The organism is Amycolatopsis sp. NPDC051903 (genome assembly GCF_044452505.1).
Classification (GTDB): Bacteria; Actinomycetota; Actinomycetes; order Mycobacteriales; family Pseudonocardiaceae; genus Amycolatopsis.
Genome location: NZ_JBITBT010000004.1, coordinates 528,347 through 547,111 on the forward strand (window position 1 = coordinate 528,347; position 18,765 = coordinate 547,111).

The window sequence follows — 18,765 nt, forward strand, 5'->3', positions numbered from 1 at the left end:
CGTGGGCCGGGTGTCCGGCAGAACCAAACTGATCCTCGCGCTCGCCGTGCTCGCCCTCCTCGCGGCGGCCGCGGTGTTCCTGCCGATCCCGGGCCCGGCCGAGTTGCGGCACTGGGCTCAGGCGACGGGGCCGGCGACGCCGCTGGTGCTGCTCGTCGCGTACTCGTTGCTCACCGTGGCCCCGATCCCGCGCACCGTGTTCAACCTGGCGGCCGGGCTACTCGTCGGGAGCGTCGCCGGGATCGTGATCGGCCTGGTCGCGACCACGATCGCCGCCGGGCTCTCGTTCGGCCTGGCGCGGCTGCTGGGCCGTGACCTCGTGCTGCGGCACCTGCACCGCGCGCCCGTGCGCGCGGTCAACGACCGGCTCTCGGGCGGCCGTGTGCTCGCGATCACGTCGCTGCGGCTGATCCCCGTGGTGCCGTTCGCGCCGCTGAGCTACCTGTGTGGCGTGTCGTCGGTGAAACTGGTGCCCTACCTGGTCGGAACGGCCCTGGGCAGCGTCCCGGGCACGGTCGCCGTGGTCGTGCTGGCCGACGCGCTGACAGGCGACACGCCGCCTGCGCTGCTGGCCTGTTACGGCGTCTTCGCGGTGGCCGGCGCCCTCGGCCTGGTCAGGGTGCTGAAGAAGCGCGTGCCCGCGCCCGAGGCGGAAGAGCCCGCCGCGTCCGCACCGGCTGGCTGACGGCGGCGACGTCCGCCCGACCGCTACACTCATTCGGGTGCGCGAGGGGAATCCGCGCTGTGTAAAGCCACGATCACCGGGATTTCGTCAGGAGCGGTCGCCATCGACACCGGGCAGCTGATCGCGGGGCACTACCGCCTCGTCGAGCACATTGGTAGCGGTGCCATGGGTGTGGTGTGGCGCGCGGTCGACGTGCGGCTCGAGCGAACGGTCGCGATCAAGCAGATCCTCCCGCAGCCGGGGGTGTCGGAGGCCGAACGCGACAACATGCGCCAGCGCGCCATGCGCGAGGCCAAGAACGCGGCCCGCTTCCAGCACCCGAACGCGATCGTCGTCTTCGACATCGCCGAGCACGGCGGCGACCCCTGCCTCGTGATGGAGTACCTCAACGGGCCGAGCCTCTCGGCCGTGCTGGCCGAGCAGGGCACGCTGCCCGTCGGGCAGGTCGCGCGCATCGGGGAGCAGGTCGCCGCGGCGCTCGTGGCCGCGCACCGCGCCGGCATCGTCCACCGCGACGTGAAGCCGGGCAACATCCTGATCGACGAGATCGGCACCGCGAAGATCACCGACTTCGGCATCTCCCGCGCGGCCGGCGACATGACGCTCACCCAGACGGGCCTCATCGGCGGCACCCCGGCGTACCTCGCGCCCGAGCTCGCGCGCGGCGCCGACCCGGTGCCCAGCTCCGACGTGTTCGCCCTCGGCGCGACCCTGTACCAGGCCATCGAGGGCCAGACGCCCTACGGCAACACCACCAACCAGCTCGCGCTGCTCTACGCGGCCGCGAACGGCCAGATCAACCCGCCGACGCAGGCCGGGCCCGCGACGGCGCTGCTGATGTCGCTGCTGCGCAGCGAGCCCGGCGAGCGCCCGAGCATGGCGGAGGCGCGGGAACGCCTCGCCAAGCTGGCGTCGGGCGAACCGGCCACTCCGAAGCTCGACGCCGGCCCGGCGGCGGGCGCCGCCGGTGCGGCCGCCGCGGGTGCCGCCGCCGGCGCCGCGGCCGCCGATCGCGGTGGCGCGCGTCCGCCGTGGCAGCGCTTCGACGCCCCGAAGCCCGCCCCCACGCCGGTCCCCGCGCCGAAGACCCCGTCGAACCCGCCCCACACCCCGACGGCGGCGTTCATGCCGATGCGCTCCCCCGCGGCACCACCCCACACCCCGCCGCGCCCCCAGCCCGCGGCCCGCCCGACCCAGCAGCAGCCCCGCACGCCCGCCACCACCGCGGCGGCGCCGAACTACCGCGCCGCGTCGTCCGGCGGCGGTCCGGACCACGACCGCAAGCGCAAGATCGCCCTGTTCGCCGGCGGCGCGGCCGCCGTCGTGGTCATCGCGGTCGTGGTGTTCCTCGTCCTGAGCTCCGGCAGCGGCGGCTCGAACGGGACCGACAACACCGCCCAGCAGCCGCAGCAGCCGACGCATTCGGCTCTGCCGCCCGCTCCCAGCAGCACCCCGAGCAGCTCCTCGCCGCCGCCGGTGGCCTCGAACGGCAATGTCCAGTGGCAGCCCGCCGGCGCCCGGGTGGTGGAGTTCTACTCGACCGTCAGCAAGAACCCGGCTGCCGCCTGGGCCATGCTGACCCCCACCGCCCAGGCGCCGTACGGCAGCCTCGACGGCTTCACCTCGTTCTGGAGCCAGCAGGACATCAACGGCTACAAGGGCGCCGCGGCCTACAAGCGCCAAAACAACCCGGACGGGTCGGTCGACATCCAGATCAACCTGACCGCGAACGGGGCTACCGCGCCGAAGATCGTGCAAGTGATCGCCGCGCAGGACGGCACGTTGATGCTCAACACCGACCCGCGCCCGGACGGCACCGCCAGCCAGTGATCACCGTGGTGGAGCGGTGAGTTCCACCACCGATGTCCACCACGCGGTAGCCGCGCTGTCGCAGGGAGTCGAGACCGTGGCAGGCAACGCCCCGGCGCGAGTGAGACTCACCGCGCGGGGAGTGTGCTGAGCAGGCGCGATGGCTTACCGTGGTGCCATGGCCGACAGCGGAGCTCAGCAGCCGGGCTGGAGTCCTCGGTTCCACGAGGACCTGGTCGGGCTGGATCCGTACGACCCGGAGGCTCGCGCGTTCGCCGCGCACCTCGACCGGATGGAGCGCACGGGCCCGACGTTCACCGTCGAAGCGTGCCTCGACCAGGTCTCCGACTTCGCCGATTCCAGCAGCCGTGCGGGCGGGCTGCGCTACTGGGTTTCAGCGCTCATCGTGGCCCTCATCGTGCTCGGGGTGATCGTGACCGCATGGGACATCGTGACCCACGCGATCGCGTTCCTCGCGGGGTAACGTGGACGTGGTGAAAGGTATGAAACCCGTGGTCGGCACCACGCCCCGTGTGGTGAAGTCCGAGCAGGAGTGGCGGGCGCAGCTCAGCCCCGAGGAGTACGCGGTGCTGCGCCGGGCCGGCACCGAGCGGCCGTTCACCGGCGAGTACACCGACACCAAGACCACCGGTGTCTACGAGTGCCGGGCCTGCGGCGCGGAGCTGTTCCGCAGCGACACGAAGTTCGAAAGCCACTGCGGCTGGCCGTCGTTCTTCGACCCGGCCGAGTCCGACGCCGTGCTGCTGCGCGAAGACCGCACGCTCGGAATGCGCCGCATCGAGGTGCTCTGCGCGTCCTGCCACAGCCACCTCGGCCACGTCTTCGAGGGCGAGGGCTACGACACACCGACCGATCAGCGTTACTGCATCAACTCGATCTCGCTGAAGCTCACCCCCGCTTCCGAGTGACGACCGGTGCCCTCCCCGCGGGGAGGGCACCTCTTCTTCCAGGGGAATCTCCGCGCCCACATCGGGGTCAGATGTGCCGACCCACCCGGCGAACCGGACGGTCCGGGTCCACCTGCGGGTCAAGCTGGGGCGAGCGCAGTCGATGGGCGACCTTCGTCACCGAACTGCAGCGCCGGCGCCTGGTGACCTCCGACCGGGCGTCGACCGGGTCGAGGTCATGGCGGACCTGCGCGCGCAGCACCTGCCGGCGCTGCGCAAGCGCGGGCCACCCGTGCTGCCGCACGCGGTTTCGCTGTCGCCGGATGGCGCCGAGCCGCTGGACACGAACCGCGTGGAGCACCTCGCCGAGCTGGCGCGGGTCCTCGGCGCGTCGCCGGCGAGCGACCACGTGTGCTTCGGCCGCGCAGGGGGCCTCGATTCCGGCCACCTCATGCCGCTGCCGCGCACGCGCGAGGCACTCAACGTGCTCGTGGCCAACGCCCGGGCTCGCCCAGTCCATTGTGGACGCACCGTTGGCCTCTCGAGAACATCGCCTCCGGTGACGGCGTGAGCCGCGGAGAACTCGCCGCCCGCAGGCGGCGCTGCTCGACGCGTTGCTCACCGGTGCGCCGGCCCCACCGGGCTTCGCGCGCGACCGCCTGCTGCTCGAATCCGGTGTCCTGCTCCGCAAACGGCCCCGGCCTGCGCCCCGACCTGCTCGAAACGCTGGGCGACGAGCGTTTCGAAGTCCTCTTCGACACCTCCGCCGCCTCGCATCCGTTTCGGGACTCCGTCCGGGCCTGCGAACACGCCGTGGCTCGACGAACGCGGTGAGCTCCCGAAACCGAAGCGGCGCCGCTGGTTCAGGTGGCGACGGGGTGCCACACCGCGCTGTCGGCCCCCGGCAGGTGCGACGCGTGGTCCCAGTGCGGCGGCGCGCCCGGCAGCTCGCCGGCCATGCGCACGCGCGTGAGCCGGCCGAAGTCGCTGTCGACGTCTTCGACGAGGTCCGCGCGGTCGGCGAAGGCGGCGTAGTCCACTCCGGACGGTCCGGAGTCCTTGCGGCCCAGGGAATCCAGCCAGCGGCCCGTGCCGGCGAGCGAGAGCCGCACGTGCTGGCTGCCGCCCACCTCGACGGTGCGGCGCACGGCCGTCATGATGGCCGCGGCCGCGAGCCAGCCCGTGGTGTGGTCGAGCGCCTGCGCGGGCAGCGGCACCGGCCGGTCGGCCCCCTCGGCACGCGCGCCCTCGTCCGCGATGCCCGACGACATCTGCACCAGGCTGTCGAACCCGCGTCGCCGCGCCCACGGGCCGGTCCAGCCGTACGCGGAGAGATCGGCCGTGACGATGCCGGGCCGCAGCTCGGCGAGCTCGTCCGGACCGAACCCGATTCGGGCGAGAGCGCCGGGGCGGAACGACTGCAGCACCACGTCGGCGCGCGCGACGAGCTTCTTCAGCTTCGCCCGCCCGCCCTCGGTGTCGAGCGCGACGAAGGCGGATCGCTTGCCGTGCCCGGTGTCCATCGTCAGCGCGGGGATGCGCGGCAGGTGCGCGGCCCCGACGTGCAGCACGTTCGCGCCGTGCGCCGCGAGCACGCGCCCGGCCACCGGACCGGCGAGCACGTGCGTCAGCTCCAGCACGCGCACACCGCCGAGCGGCCGGTCGGAGTCGAACAGCACGCGGTTCGGCGCTTCGCCGAGCCGGCGGATCTCCACGAGCGGCAGGTCCGCGACGGCCCGGCCCTGCGGGTGCTCGAGCCACTCCTCGCGCGAGCGCATGAGCGCGGCCGCGCCACCCGCGGTGACCACGGCCGACTCGACCTCGGCGGCGGGCCGCCCGGCCACGGCCTTCGCCACGGCCTCGCGTTGCGCGGGCACCCCGAGCGCCCAGCAGATGGCGGCTTCGTGACGCGGGTAGTTCGCGTGCAGCTTGACCCAGCGATCGGCCGCGCGGTAGTCGCCCGCGATCGGGCCCCACGGGCTCGGCGGCGGCTCGCCGTTCACGCGCAGGAACGCCTCGCTGAGGATCGAAGCCGCGGCGTGGCGCGCGTCGACGCCGACGGCGCCGGGCTCGATGCCGCGCAGCCGCAGCAGTTCGGCGGCCGCGAGCGTGGCCGCGCCGACGCCGGCCGAAGCGGCGGCAGCGACGCGGAACGTCCCGGGCAGCACGGATTCGTCGCCGGTCAGGGAAACGGGCGGGAGGGCATCGCCGGTGAGCGTCCGCCACACCCCGGCCAGCACGTCCTGCACGGCGGTTACGGCAGAGCCGCGACGAGCTCGGCCGGCGCCACGCGCGTGCCGGTGTAGAACGGGATCTCCACGCGCACGTGCCGGCGCGCCTCGGTGGCGCGCAGGTGGCGCATCAGGTCGACGATGCGGTGCAGCTCGTCGGCCTCGAACGCGAGGATCCACTCGTAGTCGCCGAGCGCGAACGACGCGACGGTGTTGGCCCGCACGTCCGGGTAGTCCCGCGCTTCCTTGCCGTGGTCGGCGAGCATCTTGCGGCGGTCCTCGTCCGGCAGCAGGTACCAGTCGTAGGACCGGACGAACGGGTACACGCAGATGAACTTGCGCGCTTCCTCACCGGCGAGGAACGCCGGGACGTGGCTCTTGTTGAACTCCGCCGGCCGGTGCAGCGCGACCTGGCTCCACACCGGGGTGGACGCGCGGCCCAGCGGGGTGCGCCGGAACCCGGAGTAGGCCGCCTGGACCTGCTCGATCTCCTCGGCGTGCCACCAGACCATGAAGTCGGCGTCGGCGCGCAGCACGGACAGGTCGTAGACCCCGCGCACGACCACGCCCTTGTCGGCGAGACCGTCGAGGAACTCCGCCGTCTCCTGGCCCGCGGCCCCGCGGTCCTCGCCCAGCCGGCCCGGCTCGGCTTTGAAGACCGACCAAGCGGTGTAACGGATGGTGTCGTTGAGCTCGTTGTAGTTCAGCCGCGCCATGACTCCATCCTCCCACCGCGCGCGGGTCGAGCGCCAAGCGGCTGGCGTCACACCGCGAGGCCCGCCGCGATCCGCCGCGCGGCCGCGTCCGCCGTCGCGACGCACGCGGGCAGGCCGACGCCGTGCAGGGTCGCGCCCGCGACCGCCAGGCCCGGCACCTCGGCGACGGCGGTTTCGATGCGCGTGACGCGTTCGAGGTGCCCGGCGCCGTACTGCGGCAGGCCGCCACCCCAGCGCGTGACCAGTGCGTCGATCGGTTCGGCGGTGACGCCGGTGAGCCGCGCCAGGTCGTCGCGCACCGCGGCCACGAGCGAATCGTCGTCGCCGGTCAGCGCGCCGGGCTCGCGGAAGCGGCCGACGGACCCGCGGACGAGCACGGGGCCTTCGCCGCCGTAGTGGGCCCACTTGTTCGAGGAGAACGTGAAGGCCTTCGACGCGTACGGCACCCTGTGGTCGTCGCGCTCCCCCGCGCCGATCAGGATCCCCGACGCGTCGGGCAGCTGCGTGCCGGGCGGCAGCGCGAGCGCGACGACCGCCATCGACGCCAGCTCGACCTCGGCGAACGCCGCGGACGCGGCCGGGGCCACGCCGTCGAGCAGCTTGCGCGCGGCGGGCGCCGGCACGGCGAGGACGACCGCGTCGACGTCCACCGGGGTGTCCGCGGGCGCGTGGGCCGGCGCAGCCGCGCCGACGTCGAGGCGCCACCCGGTGGCGGTGCGGGTCAGGGCGCGGACCGTCGAAGACGTCCGCACGGTCGCGCGCGAGAGTTCCCGCAACCGGTCGAGCAGGGTGGTCAAACCGCCGGTGAGGGTGCCGAACACCGGGGCCGTGCCGGGGGTCTTGGGCAACAGCGACGCCGCGGCGTCGGTGAGCGAGCCGGCGCCCTCGGCGACGGCCTTCGCGAGGCCGGGCATGGTCGCGCGCAGGCCGAGACCGTCGGCGCCGCCCGCGTAGACACCGCCCAGCAGCGGGTCGACGAGCCGGTCGACGAGCTCGTCGCCGAACCGGCCGCGCAGCAGAGGCCCCAGGGGCAGGTCGGCGCCGGTGAGCTCGACGGGACCGAGCGAGCGTTCCTTTTCGACGGCGCGGCGGCCGTCCTCGGACAGCACCCCGGCGACGACCTCGGCGGACCCCGGCACGCCCATCACGGTGCCCGGCGGCAGGCCCAGGACCGCGCCGCCGGCGTGGATCTTGGCGCGCGCCTTCGTGGGGTGCACGAGCCGCTCGGCCAGCCCGACCTCGGCGACCAGCGCCGTGACCTCGGGCCGGCGCGCGAGGAACGCTTCCGCGCCGACGTCGTAGGCCACGCCGCCGACCTCGGCCGTGCGGAGCTTGCCGCCGGCGGCGGGGGTGCTCTCGAAGACGGTGATCTCGACGGCGTCGCCGAGTAGCGTCCGCAGCCGGTAGGCGGTGGTCAGGCCGGAGATGCCGCCGCCGACGACGGCGACGTGCTTCACAGCGAGTGCACCAGCTCGGCGACGCGGGTCAGCACCTCGGGCTCGACGCTGGGCAGCACACCGTGGCCCAGGTTGAAGATGTGGCCGTCGGCCGCGCGGCCCTCGTCGACGATGCGGCGCACCTCGGCCTCGATCACGGGCCAGCCCGCGTACAGCAGCGCCGGGTCGAGGTTGCCCTGGACCACGGCCGAGCCGCCGAGCCGGCGCACGGCCTCGTCGAGCGGCACCCGCCAGTCGACACCGACGACGTCGGCGCCCGCGTCGCGCATCGCCTTGAGCAGCTCGCCCGTGCCGACGCCGAAGTGGATGCGCGGCACGCCGTAGTCCGCGACGCCTTCGAGGACCTTGCGCGAATGGGGCTGGACGAATTCGCGGTAGTCGCGCTCGGACAGCGCGCCCGCCCACGAGTCGAAGAGCTGGATCGCGTCGGCGCCGGCGTCGAGCTGCGCGCGCAGGAAGGTCAGGGCGATGTCGGCGAGCCGGCCGGCGAGCTCGTGCCACAGCGCCGGCTCGGCGTGCATGAGGGCCTTGGTGTGCTCGTGGTTGCGGCTCGGGCCGCCCTCGATGAGGTAGCTGGCCAGCGTGAACGGCGCGCCGGCGAACCCGATCAGCGCCGTGTCGCCCAGGCTCTCCACCAGCAGGCCGACGCCTTCGGCCACGCGCGCGACCTGGTCGGGCTCGAGCAGCGGCAGCGCCCGCACGGCCGCGGTGTCGCGCACCGGCTCGGCCACGACGGGACCCGTGCCGGGCACGATGTCGATGTCCAGCCCCGCCGCCTTGAGCGGCACCACGATGTCGCTGAACAGGATCGCCGCGTCGACGCCGTGGCGGCGGACCGGCTGCAGCGTGATCTCGGCGAGCATCTCCGGGTCGAAGCACGCGTCGAGCATCGGCACGCCCTCGCGCAGCTTCCGGTACTCCGGCAGCGACCGGCCGGCCTGGCGCATGAACCACACGGGCGGGTGCGCGGGCCGATCCCCGCGCGCCGCGGCGAGGAAGGGCGAACCGGCGAGGTCGCGACGGGTCGGGACGGGTGCGGGGGAAACCTGGGCCACGCCGTCCATGCTCCCACGCGCGCTCCGGGCGCCCGGGCGGGGAGGCGGCGGTGTGCCCGGGGCTTCGTCCGTCGACGCCCGGTGCCGGACGCGGCGGCGGTGCAGGTCACCTCGCCGCCGGCCCGGGAACGTTCACGAGTCCGGCCGGAAAGCCCGGAACCGGACCATTCGGCCGGTCGGGTCTTCCCTCGGCGCGCCTGCGTCCGCAACGGGGCGCCGCCGCCCTACAGTCGGTGCGTGACCGCGATGACACCAGTGCCCGAGCTCTTCCGCGAAGCCGTCGCGGCGCTGAAGTCCGTCCGGCCCCGTCCCGAGGTGCAGCTGGAGACGATGCGCGCACCGCAGCGGCTGGCCCCGTGGTCGTACGCGCTGAGCTGCGAGGTTTCCGGACCGGCCGACGTGCTGGCGTCGGGCCGCCTGGTGCTGCTGCACGACCCCGAGGGCCAGGAGGGCTGGGACGGCGTGCTGCGGCTGGTCATGTACGTGCGGGCCGAACTCGACCGCGAACTCGCGACGGACCCGTTCCTGCCGGCGGTGGGCTGGTCGTGGCTGACCGACGCGCTCGAGGCGTCCGGCGCGTCGTACCGGGCGCTGGGCGGCACGGTCACGGAGACGTCGTCGGCGCGCTTCGGCGACATCGCCGGCCCGGCGCGCACCGACGACCTGGAGCTGCGGGCGTCCTGGACGCCCACCGACGCCGCCCTGCGCGCCCACGGTTACGCGTTCTGCCAGGTGATGGCGAGCGTCGTGGGCCTGCCGCCGGTCGGCGTGACGCTGTTCGAGCAGCGCCAGAGCTCCTGAACCCGGGTCCGGCCCCCGGCTGAATCCCGCTCGATTTCGCTCGTTTTCCGAAGTTCACCCGGACGGGCACCCCACCCGAGGCCCTTGCGAGCCCTGAACTCGCCCAGAACGGCCTCTCGTGGTCTGGACAACAGAGGGCACTGGCGGGCGACCGAACGCGGTTCTGAACGCCGTTCACGTCCGTCCATCCCGGACCGCACGGGCTAGCACGCGCGGACGCCCACGTTCGTGAAGACCCGGCAATCACGCGCTGTTATGCCCTGGTCACCCACACCGCGGCGCTCCGGCGCCCGGAACCGGCCGCCACACCCCCGCGCAGACCCACCCGGAGGTCCGTTCGGCAAACGTGAAGAAAGTTGATCTTGCCCCGGCCGAGGCCGATTTCCGGCGTCTGGTGCACTCGTCGGGAGGCGTCCGGGCGGAAGCACCGGCAGGTGCACGGCCCACCTGCACGGGCATTTCAGTCTCGGTAACTATGTTCCATCGCACTTGCAAGCTCTTCCGTTAACAAATGTCGCAGCACTAGCCCGATCGTGTGACAGCGAACGCCCTGAGTGACGAGTCGTTTCAGATAGATACCCATTCGATCCCCCCGTAACGGCCTCCGGGCGGCTACAGTGCCTTCGACGACACCACTTTCGGTCTAAAGCTGGCGCGGCTGAACGGCCGAAGGTCCCGGTGCCGGTCGGGGGGCACGACCGACTCCAGGGAGGTAGTGACGTGGCTACCGTCGGCTTATCTCAGGCCGTTCGATCCACGCCAGCCGGTGCATTGCCGGCGAGCATGGTTCCGCACCCGCGGGAAGAGCTCTTTTCCGTGTTGGTGGTCGATGACCACCCGCTGTTGAGGGAGGCGATCGCAGCACGACTCGCACAGATGGGTGCGGGCACGGTCCACGAGGCCGCCACGGTGGCCGAGGCGAGGGCGCGAGCACAGGCCACCGGCCCGTGCGACCTGGCGATCCTCGACCTCGGACTGCCGGACGGCAGCGGCATCGAACTGGTTACGGAACTCCGTAGCCACGGATGGCCGCGCGTGGTGGTGCTCGCATCGTCCGACGACCCGTACGCGGTCAGGTCGGCGTTCCAGGCCGGTGCCCAGGCGTACCTGCTGAAGTCCGCGTCGCCGGTGGTGGTCACCGACGGCGTGCGCAGGGTCCTGGAAGGCGGCGTCTACGCCGACCCGAGCGTGGCCCCGGTCCTGGCGACCGGCACGCGGGTCGCGGGCACCGACAACACGCCGCGCGAGCTCTCCGCCCGCGAGGTCGAGGTGCTTCAGCTCGTCGCCGACGGGCAATCGAACAAGGAGATCGGGGAGGAGCTTTCCCTCTCCGCGCTCACCGTGAAGTCGCACCTCTCCCGGATCGGGCGCAAGCTCGGCACGGGTGACCGGGCGCAGATGGTCGCGCTGGCGATGCGAGCCGGTGTGATCCGCTGACGAAGGCGAACAGAGGCCCTGCGGGGCGGGCGGACCAGGCGCGGTACGCCCGTCCCGTAGGGTCGCACACCATGGGAAGTGCACAGGCGGACGGCGTTCGGACCGGAGAGACCACCACCGAGGACGCCGGAACGCCCGTGCTGCTACGCGAACCCGCCGAAGGCACCCCGCCCGTCGTCACCGACGCGGCGGCGCTGGCCGAGGCGTGCGCGCGGCTCGCCGCGGGGACCGGCGCCGTGGCGGTGGACACCGAACGCGCGTCCGGCTACCGCTACTGGCCCAAGGCCTACCTCGTGCAGTTGCGCCGCGAAGGCTCCGGCACGGTGCTGGTCGACCCGATCGCACTGGCCGACGACCTCGCCCCCCTGCGCGAAGTCCTCAACGACACCGAATGGGTGCTGCACGCCGCGTCCCAGGACCTGCCGTGCCTGGCCGAGCTGGACCTGCACCCGAAGTCCCTGTTCGACACCGAGCTGGCCGGCCGGCTGGCGGGCTACGAGCGCGTGGCGCTCGGGACGCTCGTCGAGCTGCTGCTGGGCTACACGCTCGAAAAGGGCCACAGCGCCGCCGACTGGTCGAAGCGGCCGCTGCCCGTCGACTGGCTCAACTACGCCGCGCTGGACGTCGAGCTGCTCAACGAGCTGCGCGAGAAGCTCGAGGCCGAGCTGGCGGCCCAGGGCAAGATCGAGTGGGCGCGGCAGGAGTTCGAGAACGTGCGCACGGCGCCGCCGCCCGCCCCGCGGGCCGAGCCGTGGCGCCGGACGTCGGGCGTGCACAAGATCCGCAGCCCGCGCGGCCTCGCCGCCGTGCGCGAGCTGTGGCAGGCCCGCGACGAGCTCGCCCGCAAACGCGACCGCGCGCCCAGCCGCATCCTGCCCGACAGCGCCATCGTCAACGCCGTGGTTTCGGATCCGAAAACGGTCGAGGAGCTGCAGGCCCTGCCGGTGTTCAGCGGGCGCGTGCAGCGCAAGTACACGGCCAGCTGGCTGCGCCACCTCCAGGCGGCCAAGACGCTGCCCGCGAGCGAGCTCCCCAGCGCCACCCAGCCCTCCGACGGCCCACCCCCGGTCAACCGCTGGGCCGACAAGGACCCCGACGCCGCCGCCCGCCTCTCCGCGGCCCGCACGGCGCTGGCCGCCATCGCTGAAGACCGCCGCCTGCCGGTGGAGAACCTGATGCTGCCCGACCTCGTGCGCCGCACCTGCTGGCGCCCGCCGTCGGACCTGTCGGAGGACGGCGTGGCCGAGGTCCTGCGCGCCGGCGGCGCGCGGCCGTGGCAGGTCGAGCTGACGGTGGGCGCGCTGAGCAAGGCCCTGCACTCGACGGCGGCGGTCTGAGAAAACCGCATGCGGTGGCGGCTCCCGGGCTGCCACGCTTGCCGGCGTGAACATGCTTTCCTGCGGGCACCCGGGTCCGGCTTCGGCCACCCGCCGGTGCCCGCACCTGATCGGCCCAGGCTCCCCCTGCCATTGCCTCGTCTTCACCGGAGTCGCCAGCGAGTTCGACCTGCTGTGCGAGACCTGCGCCGCCGATCCGGCCGCCGCTTCACTCGAAGCGATCTGCGCGAGGTGCGTCGCGACAACGCACCGGGTCCTCCAGGTCGAGCGCCTCATCGGCACCCCTCAGCCGGTCCACCGTGACGCGCCGATTGGCGGGTGGTGGCGCACCCGCGCGTGCCCGGTCGTACCGCTCGGCGACCGCTGCCTCGCGCCACTGCCGGACGGCTGGCTCGTGCTTACCGCCGACGGCCTCGTGGCCATCCCCGACGGCGGCGACCCACGCGCGGTCACCGGACCGATCGTGCTGCCCGACGAGGACTCGCCCGAGTCCCGGCACCACGAACCCACTCCGGCTCTGCACACGTCCGAAGATGGCGAGCGGGTCGCGGTGGTCTGCGACTACGGCAGCCACGGCGTGGTCCTCGCGACCCGCACCGGCGAGGTCGTTCGGCGGCTCGACAACGAGGACTACCACAGCGAGCAGGTGCGGTTCCCGTTCGCATTCCTGCCCGGCCACTTCGCAGCCGCCACGGCGTGGAACCGCCTCGACCTCTTCGACGCGGAGACCGGCGAACGGCTCCCGCTGGAGGGCGAAGACCCGGACCACTTCCACGGCGGCCTCACGCCGAGCCCGTCCGGTCGCTGGCTCGTCGACGACGGCTGGGTCTGGCACCCGGTCGGCGTCCCCACCGTGATCGACGCGGCGGCCTGGCTCGCCGGCGACGCTCGCGCACCACGAGATCCGCAGCCGCTGGCCGACCGCGGGTATGTGTGGGACACACCGATGGCCTGGCTTGGCGACGATCTCCTGGCCATGCAGAAGCCCGGCCCGGACGACGGCGAAACCATCGACGGCGTCGAACTGTTCGACCCCAACACGCGAGAGAGCCGCGGACTGTTCGCGGGCCCGGATGGTCCGATGTGGGCAGTCCGCAACCTGCTGTACGTGTCTGCGGCCGGCGGCTTCGAAGTGTGGGACCCCGCCGACGGCGCCCGGATCGCGTTCGTACCCGGTTTCCGGCCGGCGGCAGCCGACCCGCGTACCGGCCGCTTCGCCGAGGTGCGCGACGGATTCCTGCGCGAGTGGACCCGCTGAGCTCAGCCCCAGCGGTTCAGGACCTCTTGCGCGGCAACCACTTCCGGATGCCCGACCGGCCAGGCGCCCGCCGCCAGCACCGCGCGCGCGTGGAACGCCGCCACCTCCGGATCAGGGTGGACCTGGGCCAGCGTGCCGCGGTTGCGCAGCGTCTGGCGCCAGCCGCCCCAGCCGTCGGCGACGAGGGGGGCCAGGAGGTCGGCCGCGGCGGGGTGGTCGCCGGTGAGGACGAGGGTGTCGGCGAGGCACTGGCGGTAGAAGCCGTCGCGGGGGTGGCGGTCGGCGAGGGCGCGCAGGGGTTCGAGGACCTCGGCGCCGCGTTCGGCGGTGATGGTCAGGCGGGTGGCTTCGGCGCGGTCGAGGTCGGCGGGCTTGCGCAGGAACGGGACGATCTTCTCGTCCAGCTCGCGCAGTGCCTCGTCCTGGCGGTCCACGTCGCACAGCGCGACAACGTCCGCGAAGCGCACGCCGATGGTCAGCGGGTCCTCGTCGCCCAGCTCGGCAGCGCAGTAGCGGACCAGCGAAGCCGACGCGGCGACGCGCTCGTCGACCCGGTTGGCGACGCCCAGGACCTCGACGAGCGCGCTGCGGCAGGCGATCGTCTCGGCTTCGGCGCCCCAGACCTGCTCGAACACGCCCTCCGTCTCGGCCAGCAGCGGCACCGCCTCGTCGGGCCGGCCCTGCCCGGACCACGACAGCGCGAGGTACTGCCAGACGATCAGCGTCAGCTTGCCCTGCGCCCCGAACTCGGCGGTCGCCGGTGGCACGAGCTCGCGGAAGACCTGCTCGGCGTCGCGCCATTCGCCGCGCTCGCCGAGCGCCGCGCCCAGCTGGAGGAGCTCGGTGAGGTCGCGCGCGCCGGACCGGCCGCGCAGCCGGGCGACCGCCGCGCGCAGCGCACCCACCTCGTCGACGGGCCGGGGTCCGAAGCGCCACCGCGAGGTTCTGTCCACAGTGCGAAGTATGTCAGGTGCGCGGGAGTGTGCCGTCGCCCACTCGTCCGGGCCACTCCACTGGTTACCCACGGGTAACAAGGGCTATCGTGCGGACAGGATTTCTGTCTACTTCAGGAGCATTCGTGGCCGCACCAGTTACGCCGCCGCTCGCGCCGACCGCGCGAGCGGTACGGAACGTCGTGTTCGTCGAGGGGGTACGCACCCCCTTCGGCAAGGCGGGCGACAAGGGCATCTACGCCGGGACCCGGGCGGACGACCTCGTGGTCAACGCCATCCGCGAGCTGCTGCGCCGGCACCCCGAGCTGCCGCCCGAGCGGGTGGACGACGTCGCGATCGCGGCGACGACGCAGATCGGCGACCAGGGCCTCACGATCGGGCGCACGGCCGCGCTGCTGGCCGGGCTGCCCAAGTCCGTGCCGGGCTTCGCGATCGACCGCATGTGCGCGGGCGCGATGACGGCCGTGACCACCGTCGCGAGCGGGATCGGCTTCGGCGCGTACGACATCGCCATCGCGGGCGGCGTCGAGCACATGGGCCGCCACCCGATGGGCGAGGGCGTGGACCCCAACCCGCGGATCATCGCCGACAAGCTCGTCGACCCGACCGCGCTCGTCATGGGCCAGACCGCGGAGAACCTGCACGACCGGTTCCCGGAGATCACCAAGGAACGCACCGACGCCTACGCCGCGCGCAGCCAGGAGCGTTACGCCGAAGCTGTGAAGACCGGCAAGATCGGCCCGGAGCTGGTGCCCGTGGCGATCCGGTCGAAGGAACTCGGCTGGGGTCTCGCGACCGAGGACGAGCCGCCGCGGCCGGGCACCACCGTCGAAGGGCTGGCGAAGCTCAAGACGCCGTTCCGCCCGCACGGGCGCATCACCGCGGGCAACGCCGCCGGCCTCAACGACGGCGCCACCGCCGCGATCGTCGCCGACGAGGAGACCGCGCGCGAGCTCGGCCTGCCCGTCGCGATGCGGCTGGTCGGCTACTCGTTCGCCGGCGTCGAGCCCGAGGTCATGGGCATCGGCCCGATCCCGGCCACCGAGAAGCTGTTCAAGCGCACCGGCCTGTCGATCGACGACATCGGCCTGTTCGAGATCAACGAGGCGTTCGCCGTGCAGGTGCTGGCGTTCCTCGACCACTTCGGCATCGACCAGGACGACCCGCGCGTGAACCAGTGGGGCGGCGCGATCGCGTGCGGCCACCCGCTGGCCTCGTCGGGGGTGCGGCTGATGACCCAGCTGGCGCGCCAGTTCGCCGAGCGGCCCGACGTGCGCTACGGCATGACCACGATGTGCATCGGCATCGGCATGGGCGGCACCGTGATCTGGGAGAACCCGGCGTACGAGGGGGCGAAGTGATGTTCACCGCTGAAGAGGCCAAGGCCGCGTTCCCGGACGAGGTCGTCACGACCGCCGTCACACGGCTGGTGAAGGTGCCGGGGCTCGGCAAGCCCGTCGCGCTGATCACCCTCGACAACGGCCACGACCACACGCGCCCCAGCACGTTCGGCCCGCAGGGCCTCGTGTCGCTCGACGCGGCGCTCGACGTGGCGTTCGCCGCCGAGCCCGCGGCGATCGCGGTCACCGGCAAGCCGTTCATCTTCGCCGTCGGCGCGGATCTGTCCGGTGTGGAGGCTGTGGCGGACCCGGCGCTGGCGCGCAAGATCGCGCAGACCGGCCACGACGTGTTCCGCCGCCTGACCGAGTCGAAGGTCCCGACGTTCGGCTTCGTCAACGGCGCGGTGATGGGCGGCGGGCTCGAGCTCGCCCTGTCGTGCCACTACCGCACGCTGTCGGAGAACACCGCCGCGATCGCGTTCCCCGAGGTGTTCCTCGGCCTGTTCCCGGGCTGGGGCGGCACGCAGCTGCTGCCGAACCTCATCGGCGCGGACGCCGCCGTCACGGTCGTCATCGAGAACGCGCTGGCGCAGAACAAGATGCTGAACGTGAAGCAGGCGGCCGAGCTCGGCATCGTCGACGAGGTGTTCGGCTCGGCCGACTACCTCGAACAGTCGCTGCTGTGGCTCGCGAAGGTCGTGAACGGCGAGGTCACCCCGGCGCGGCGGGAGATCGACCGCGGGGCCGGCTGGGACGCGGCGATCGCGCGGGCCAAGTCCATCGTGGACGGTCGCACGCACGGCGCGTCGCCGGGTGCGACGAAGGCCGTGGAGCTGCTGGAGCTGGCGCGGGAGAACGATCTCGACCGCGGGTACGCCGCCGAGACCGACGGCCTGGCCGAGTTGCTGATGTCCGACGAGCTGCGCGCCGGGCTGTACTCGTTCAACCTCGTGAACAAGCGCGCCAAGCGGCCGGCCGGTGCGCCGGACAAGTCGCTGGCGCGCAAGGTGAACAAGGTCGGCATCGTCGGTGCGGGCCTGATGGCGAGCCAGCTCGCGCTGCTGTTCGTGCGCCGCCTCAAGGTGCCCGTGGTGCTCACGGACGTCGACCAGGAGCGGATCGACAAGGGCGTGGGCTACGTCCACGACGAGATCGACAAGCTGCTCGCCAAGAAGCGGGTGTCGCCGGACGGCGCGAACCGGCTCAAGGCGCTCGTCACCGGGTCGCTCGACAAGGCCGCGTTCGCCGACGCCGACTTCGTGATCGAGGCGGTGTTCGAGGAACTCGGCGTGAAGCAGCAGGTGTTCGCGGACCTGGAGCAGCACGTCTCCCCCGAGGCGATCCTCGCGACGAACACCTCGTCGCTGTCGATCACCGCGATGGCGTCGAAGCTGCAGCACCCCGAGCGCGTGGTGGGCTTCCACTTCTTCAACCCGGTGGCCGTGCTGCCGCTGCTGGAAATCGTGCGCGGCGAGAAGACCGACGACGCGGCCCTGGCGACGGCGTTCGCGGTCGGCAAGCAGCTGAAGAAGTCGAGCGTGCTGGTGAAGGACGCGACGGCGTTCGTCGTCAACCGGCTACTGCTGCGTTTCCTCGGCGAGGTGCTCGTGGCCGTCGACGAGGGCACGCCGTTCGACGTCGCCGACTCGGCGCTCGAGCCGCTGGGCCTGCCGATGTCGCCGCTGAACCTGATGCAGCTCGTCGGCCCGGCGATCGCGCTGCACGTGGGCGAGACGCTGCACGCGTCGTTCCCGGACCGCTTCACCGTGAGCGAGAACCTCGCGAAGTTCGTGCAGGCGGGCAAGAAGGGCGTGTGGACCTGGGACTCGTCGGGCACCGCGTCCGTCGACCCGGAGGTCGCCGAACTGTGGACGCAGGGCGACGAGCCGTCCACCGCCGAGCAGGTCCGCGACCGCGCGCTGAACGCCATCGCCGAGGAGATCCGCATCATGCTCGACGAGGGTGTGGTCGCCGAAGCCCAGGACATCGACCTCTGCCTGATCCTGGGCGCGGGCTGGCCGTTCTGGCTCGGTGGCATCACGCCGTACCTGGACCGCGCGGGTGTCTCGGAGCGGGTGAACGGGAAGCCGTTCCTGGCTCCGGGTGTCGCTTCGGTGCCGGTGGCTTGATCGAGCCCGGGGTGGCTGTCCTGTGTGGACGGCCGCCCCGGTCCGGCCGCCCGGCGCGGCGGTTTCGCCGGATTCCTCCTGCCCGTCAGAACTCGCCCGCGCGCGGGCACGCCGGGCCCCGCTTGTCCGGCGCCACCCGCTCGCGGACGGCGTTCAGATCGTAGGTCTGGGCGTTCTTCGCGGCCGGGAACCGCTTGGCGAGGTCCGCCGCGTAGGCGGTGAGGTCGGTGCCCGGCACGGGGACCACGGTCACCATGGCCGGCATGTTCTCCTGACTCACCTCGGCCAGCAGGTCGGGGCGGTCCTTGAACACCTCTTGGAAGCGCACCCACGCCTCGGCCTGCGTCTCGGTGTACACGCGGCGCGCCGTCGGGTCGTCGGCGAGCGCCGCGGCCGCCTTCCGCATCTCGGCGTCGAGATCGCGCGCGTCGGTACCGGCGTCGAAGAACACCTGCACGGCCGCGCACGGCCTGTGCCCGGCCAGCGGCACCGGCGTGCGGTCCACCGGCAGCGGAGCCGGCCGCACGATCGCCGCGGCGACGAAGGCCAGCCCGGCGCCCGCGCCGAGCGCGAGCACCAGCACCGGGACGAGCCGGCGCCAGATGCGAATCCCCATGGCGCGATCATCACACAACCGGCCGGGACCTGT

Annotated in this window: 16 protein-coding genes and 1 pseudogene; 11 read left to right on the forward strand and 6 right to left on the reverse strand. The window is 73.0% G+C overall.

Translation table 11 applies throughout. From position 1 onward, the window contains the following. The first annotated feature begins 10 nt into the window (after nt 1-10). The 5 genes and pseudogenes from ACIA77_RS13460 to ACIA77_RS13480 form a co-directional block, all read left to right on the forward strand. Nucleotides 11-685 carry a TVP38/TMEM64 family protein gene (locus tag ACIA77_RS13460; protein WP_395886119.1) on the forward strand — a complete coding sequence of 225 codons (675 nt, stop codon included), beginning with the start codon at nt 11-13 and terminating at the stop codon, nt 683-685. 117 nt (nt 686-802) lie between these two features. Further along, nucleotides 803-2,515, forward strand: coding sequence for a protein kinase (locus tag ACIA77_RS13465; RefSeq protein ID WP_395886214.1), 1,713 nt, complete (start codon nt 803-805; stop codon nt 2,513-2,515). Between the two features lie 157 nt (nt 2,516-2,672). Then, on the forward strand, nt 2,673-2,978 hold the full coding sequence (locus tag ACIA77_RS13470) for a hypothetical protein (RefSeq protein WP_395886120.1): 306 nt from the start codon (nt 2,673-2,675) through the stop codon (nt 2,976-2,978). A gap of 19 nt (nt 2,979-2,997) precedes the next feature. Further along, nucleotides 2,998-3,423, forward strand: coding sequence for a peptide-methionine (R)-S-oxide reductase MsrB (gene msrB, locus ACIA77_RS13475; protein ID WP_395886121.1), 426 nt, complete (start codon nt 2,998-3,000; stop codon nt 3,421-3,423). 193 nt (nt 3,424-3,616) lie between these two features. After that, a pseudogene (locus ACIA77_RS13480) lies at nt 3,617-3,960 on the forward strand (DUF692 family multinuclear iron-containing protein); the annotation flags it as partial. Nucleotides 3,961-4,265: 305 nt separating this feature from the next. Here the strand turns inward: ACIA77_RS13480 and ACIA77_RS13485 are convergent. Genes ACIA77_RS13485 through hemE form a run of 4 tightly spaced genes read right to left on the reverse strand, consistent with a single transcriptional unit; the run spans nt 4,266 to nt 8,870 of the window. Next, entirely contained in the window at nt 4,266-5,651 is a 1,386-nt protein-coding gene (locus ACIA77_RS13485; RefSeq protein WP_395886122.1) for a CoA transferase, read from the reverse strand. A 5-nt stretch (nt 5,652-5,656) separates the two neighbouring features. After that, nucleotides 5,657-6,349, reverse strand: a complete 693-nt coding sequence (gene hemQ, locus ACIA77_RS13490) for a hydrogen peroxide-dependent heme synthase (RefSeq protein WP_395886123.1) — start codon at nt 6,347-6,349, stop codon at nt 5,657-5,659. A 47-nt stretch (nt 6,350-6,396) separates the two neighbouring features. Continuing rightward, entirely contained in the window at nt 6,397-7,806 is a 1,410-nt protein-coding gene (gene hemG / locus ACIA77_RS13495; protein WP_395886124.1) for a protoporphyrinogen oxidase, read from the reverse strand. Continuing rightward, entirely contained in the window at nt 7,803-8,870 is a 1,068-nt protein-coding gene (hemE, locus tag ACIA77_RS13500; protein ID WP_395886125.1) for a uroporphyrinogen decarboxylase, read from the reverse strand. Before hemE ends, hemG begins: the two co-directional genes overlap by 4 nt. Before the next feature lie 228 nt (nt 8,871-9,098). Here hemE and ACIA77_RS13505 point away from each other — a divergent pair, with 228 nt between their 5' ends. The 4 genes from ACIA77_RS13505 to ACIA77_RS13520 all read left to right on the forward strand — a co-directional run bounded on the left by ACIA77_RS13505 (nt 9,099) and on the right by ACIA77_RS13520 (nt 13,694). Further along, a complete protein-coding gene (locus ACIA77_RS13505; protein WP_395886126.1) occupies nt 9,099-9,662 on the forward strand; it encodes a DUF3000 domain-containing protein in 564 nt (187 codons plus the stop codon). Nucleotides 9,663-10,382: 720 nt separating this feature from the next. Next, nucleotides 10,383-11,099 carry a response regulator transcription factor gene (locus tag ACIA77_RS13510; RefSeq protein ID WP_033291604.1) on the forward strand — a complete coding sequence of 239 codons (717 nt, stop codon included), beginning with the start codon at nt 10,383-10,385 and terminating at the stop codon, nt 11,097-11,099. A gap of 71 nt (nt 11,100-11,170) precedes the next feature. After that, nucleotides 11,171-12,436 carry an HRDC domain-containing protein gene (locus tag ACIA77_RS13515; protein ID WP_395886127.1) on the forward strand — a complete coding sequence of 422 codons (1,266 nt, stop codon included), beginning with the start codon at nt 11,171-11,173 and terminating at the stop codon, nt 12,434-12,436. A 46-nt stretch (nt 12,437-12,482) separates the two neighbouring features. Continuing rightward, entirely contained in the window at nt 12,483-13,694 is a 1,212-nt protein-coding gene (locus ACIA77_RS13520) for a hypothetical protein (protein ID WP_395886128.1), read from the forward strand. A 2-nt stretch (nt 13,695-13,696) separates the two neighbouring features. Here the strand turns inward: ACIA77_RS13520 and ACIA77_RS13525 are convergent, their stop codons facing one another. Further along, on the reverse strand, nt 13,697-14,647 hold the full coding sequence (locus ACIA77_RS13525; RefSeq protein ID WP_395886129.1) for a tetratricopeptide repeat protein: 951 nt from the start codon (nt 14,645-14,647) through the stop codon (nt 13,697-13,699). Nucleotides 14,648-14,772: 125 nt separating this feature from the next. On the opposite strand from ACIA77_RS13525, the gene ACIA77_RS13530 reads away from it, so the two are divergent. Next, nucleotides 14,773-16,008 carry a thiolase family protein gene (locus ACIA77_RS13530; protein WP_395886130.1) on the forward strand — a complete coding sequence of 412 codons (1,236 nt, stop codon included), beginning with the start codon at nt 14,773-14,775 and terminating at the stop codon, nt 16,006-16,008. Further along, a complete protein-coding gene (locus tag ACIA77_RS13535) occupies nt 16,005-18,116 on the forward strand; it encodes a 3-hydroxyacyl-CoA dehydrogenase NAD-binding domain-containing protein (protein ID WP_395886131.1) in 2,112 nt (703 codons plus the stop codon). Before ACIA77_RS13530 ends, ACIA77_RS13535 begins: the two co-directional genes overlap by 4 nt. Before the next feature lie 85 nt (nt 18,117-18,201). Here ACIA77_RS13535 and ACIA77_RS13540 read toward each other — a convergent pair whose 3' ends face one another. After that, nucleotides 18,202-18,732 carry a permease-like cell division protein FtsX gene (locus ACIA77_RS13540; RefSeq protein WP_395886132.1) on the reverse strand — a complete coding sequence of 177 codons (531 nt, stop codon included), beginning with the start codon at nt 18,730-18,732 and terminating at the stop codon, nt 18,202-18,204. Nucleotides 18,733-18,765: the final 33 nt, after the last annotated feature.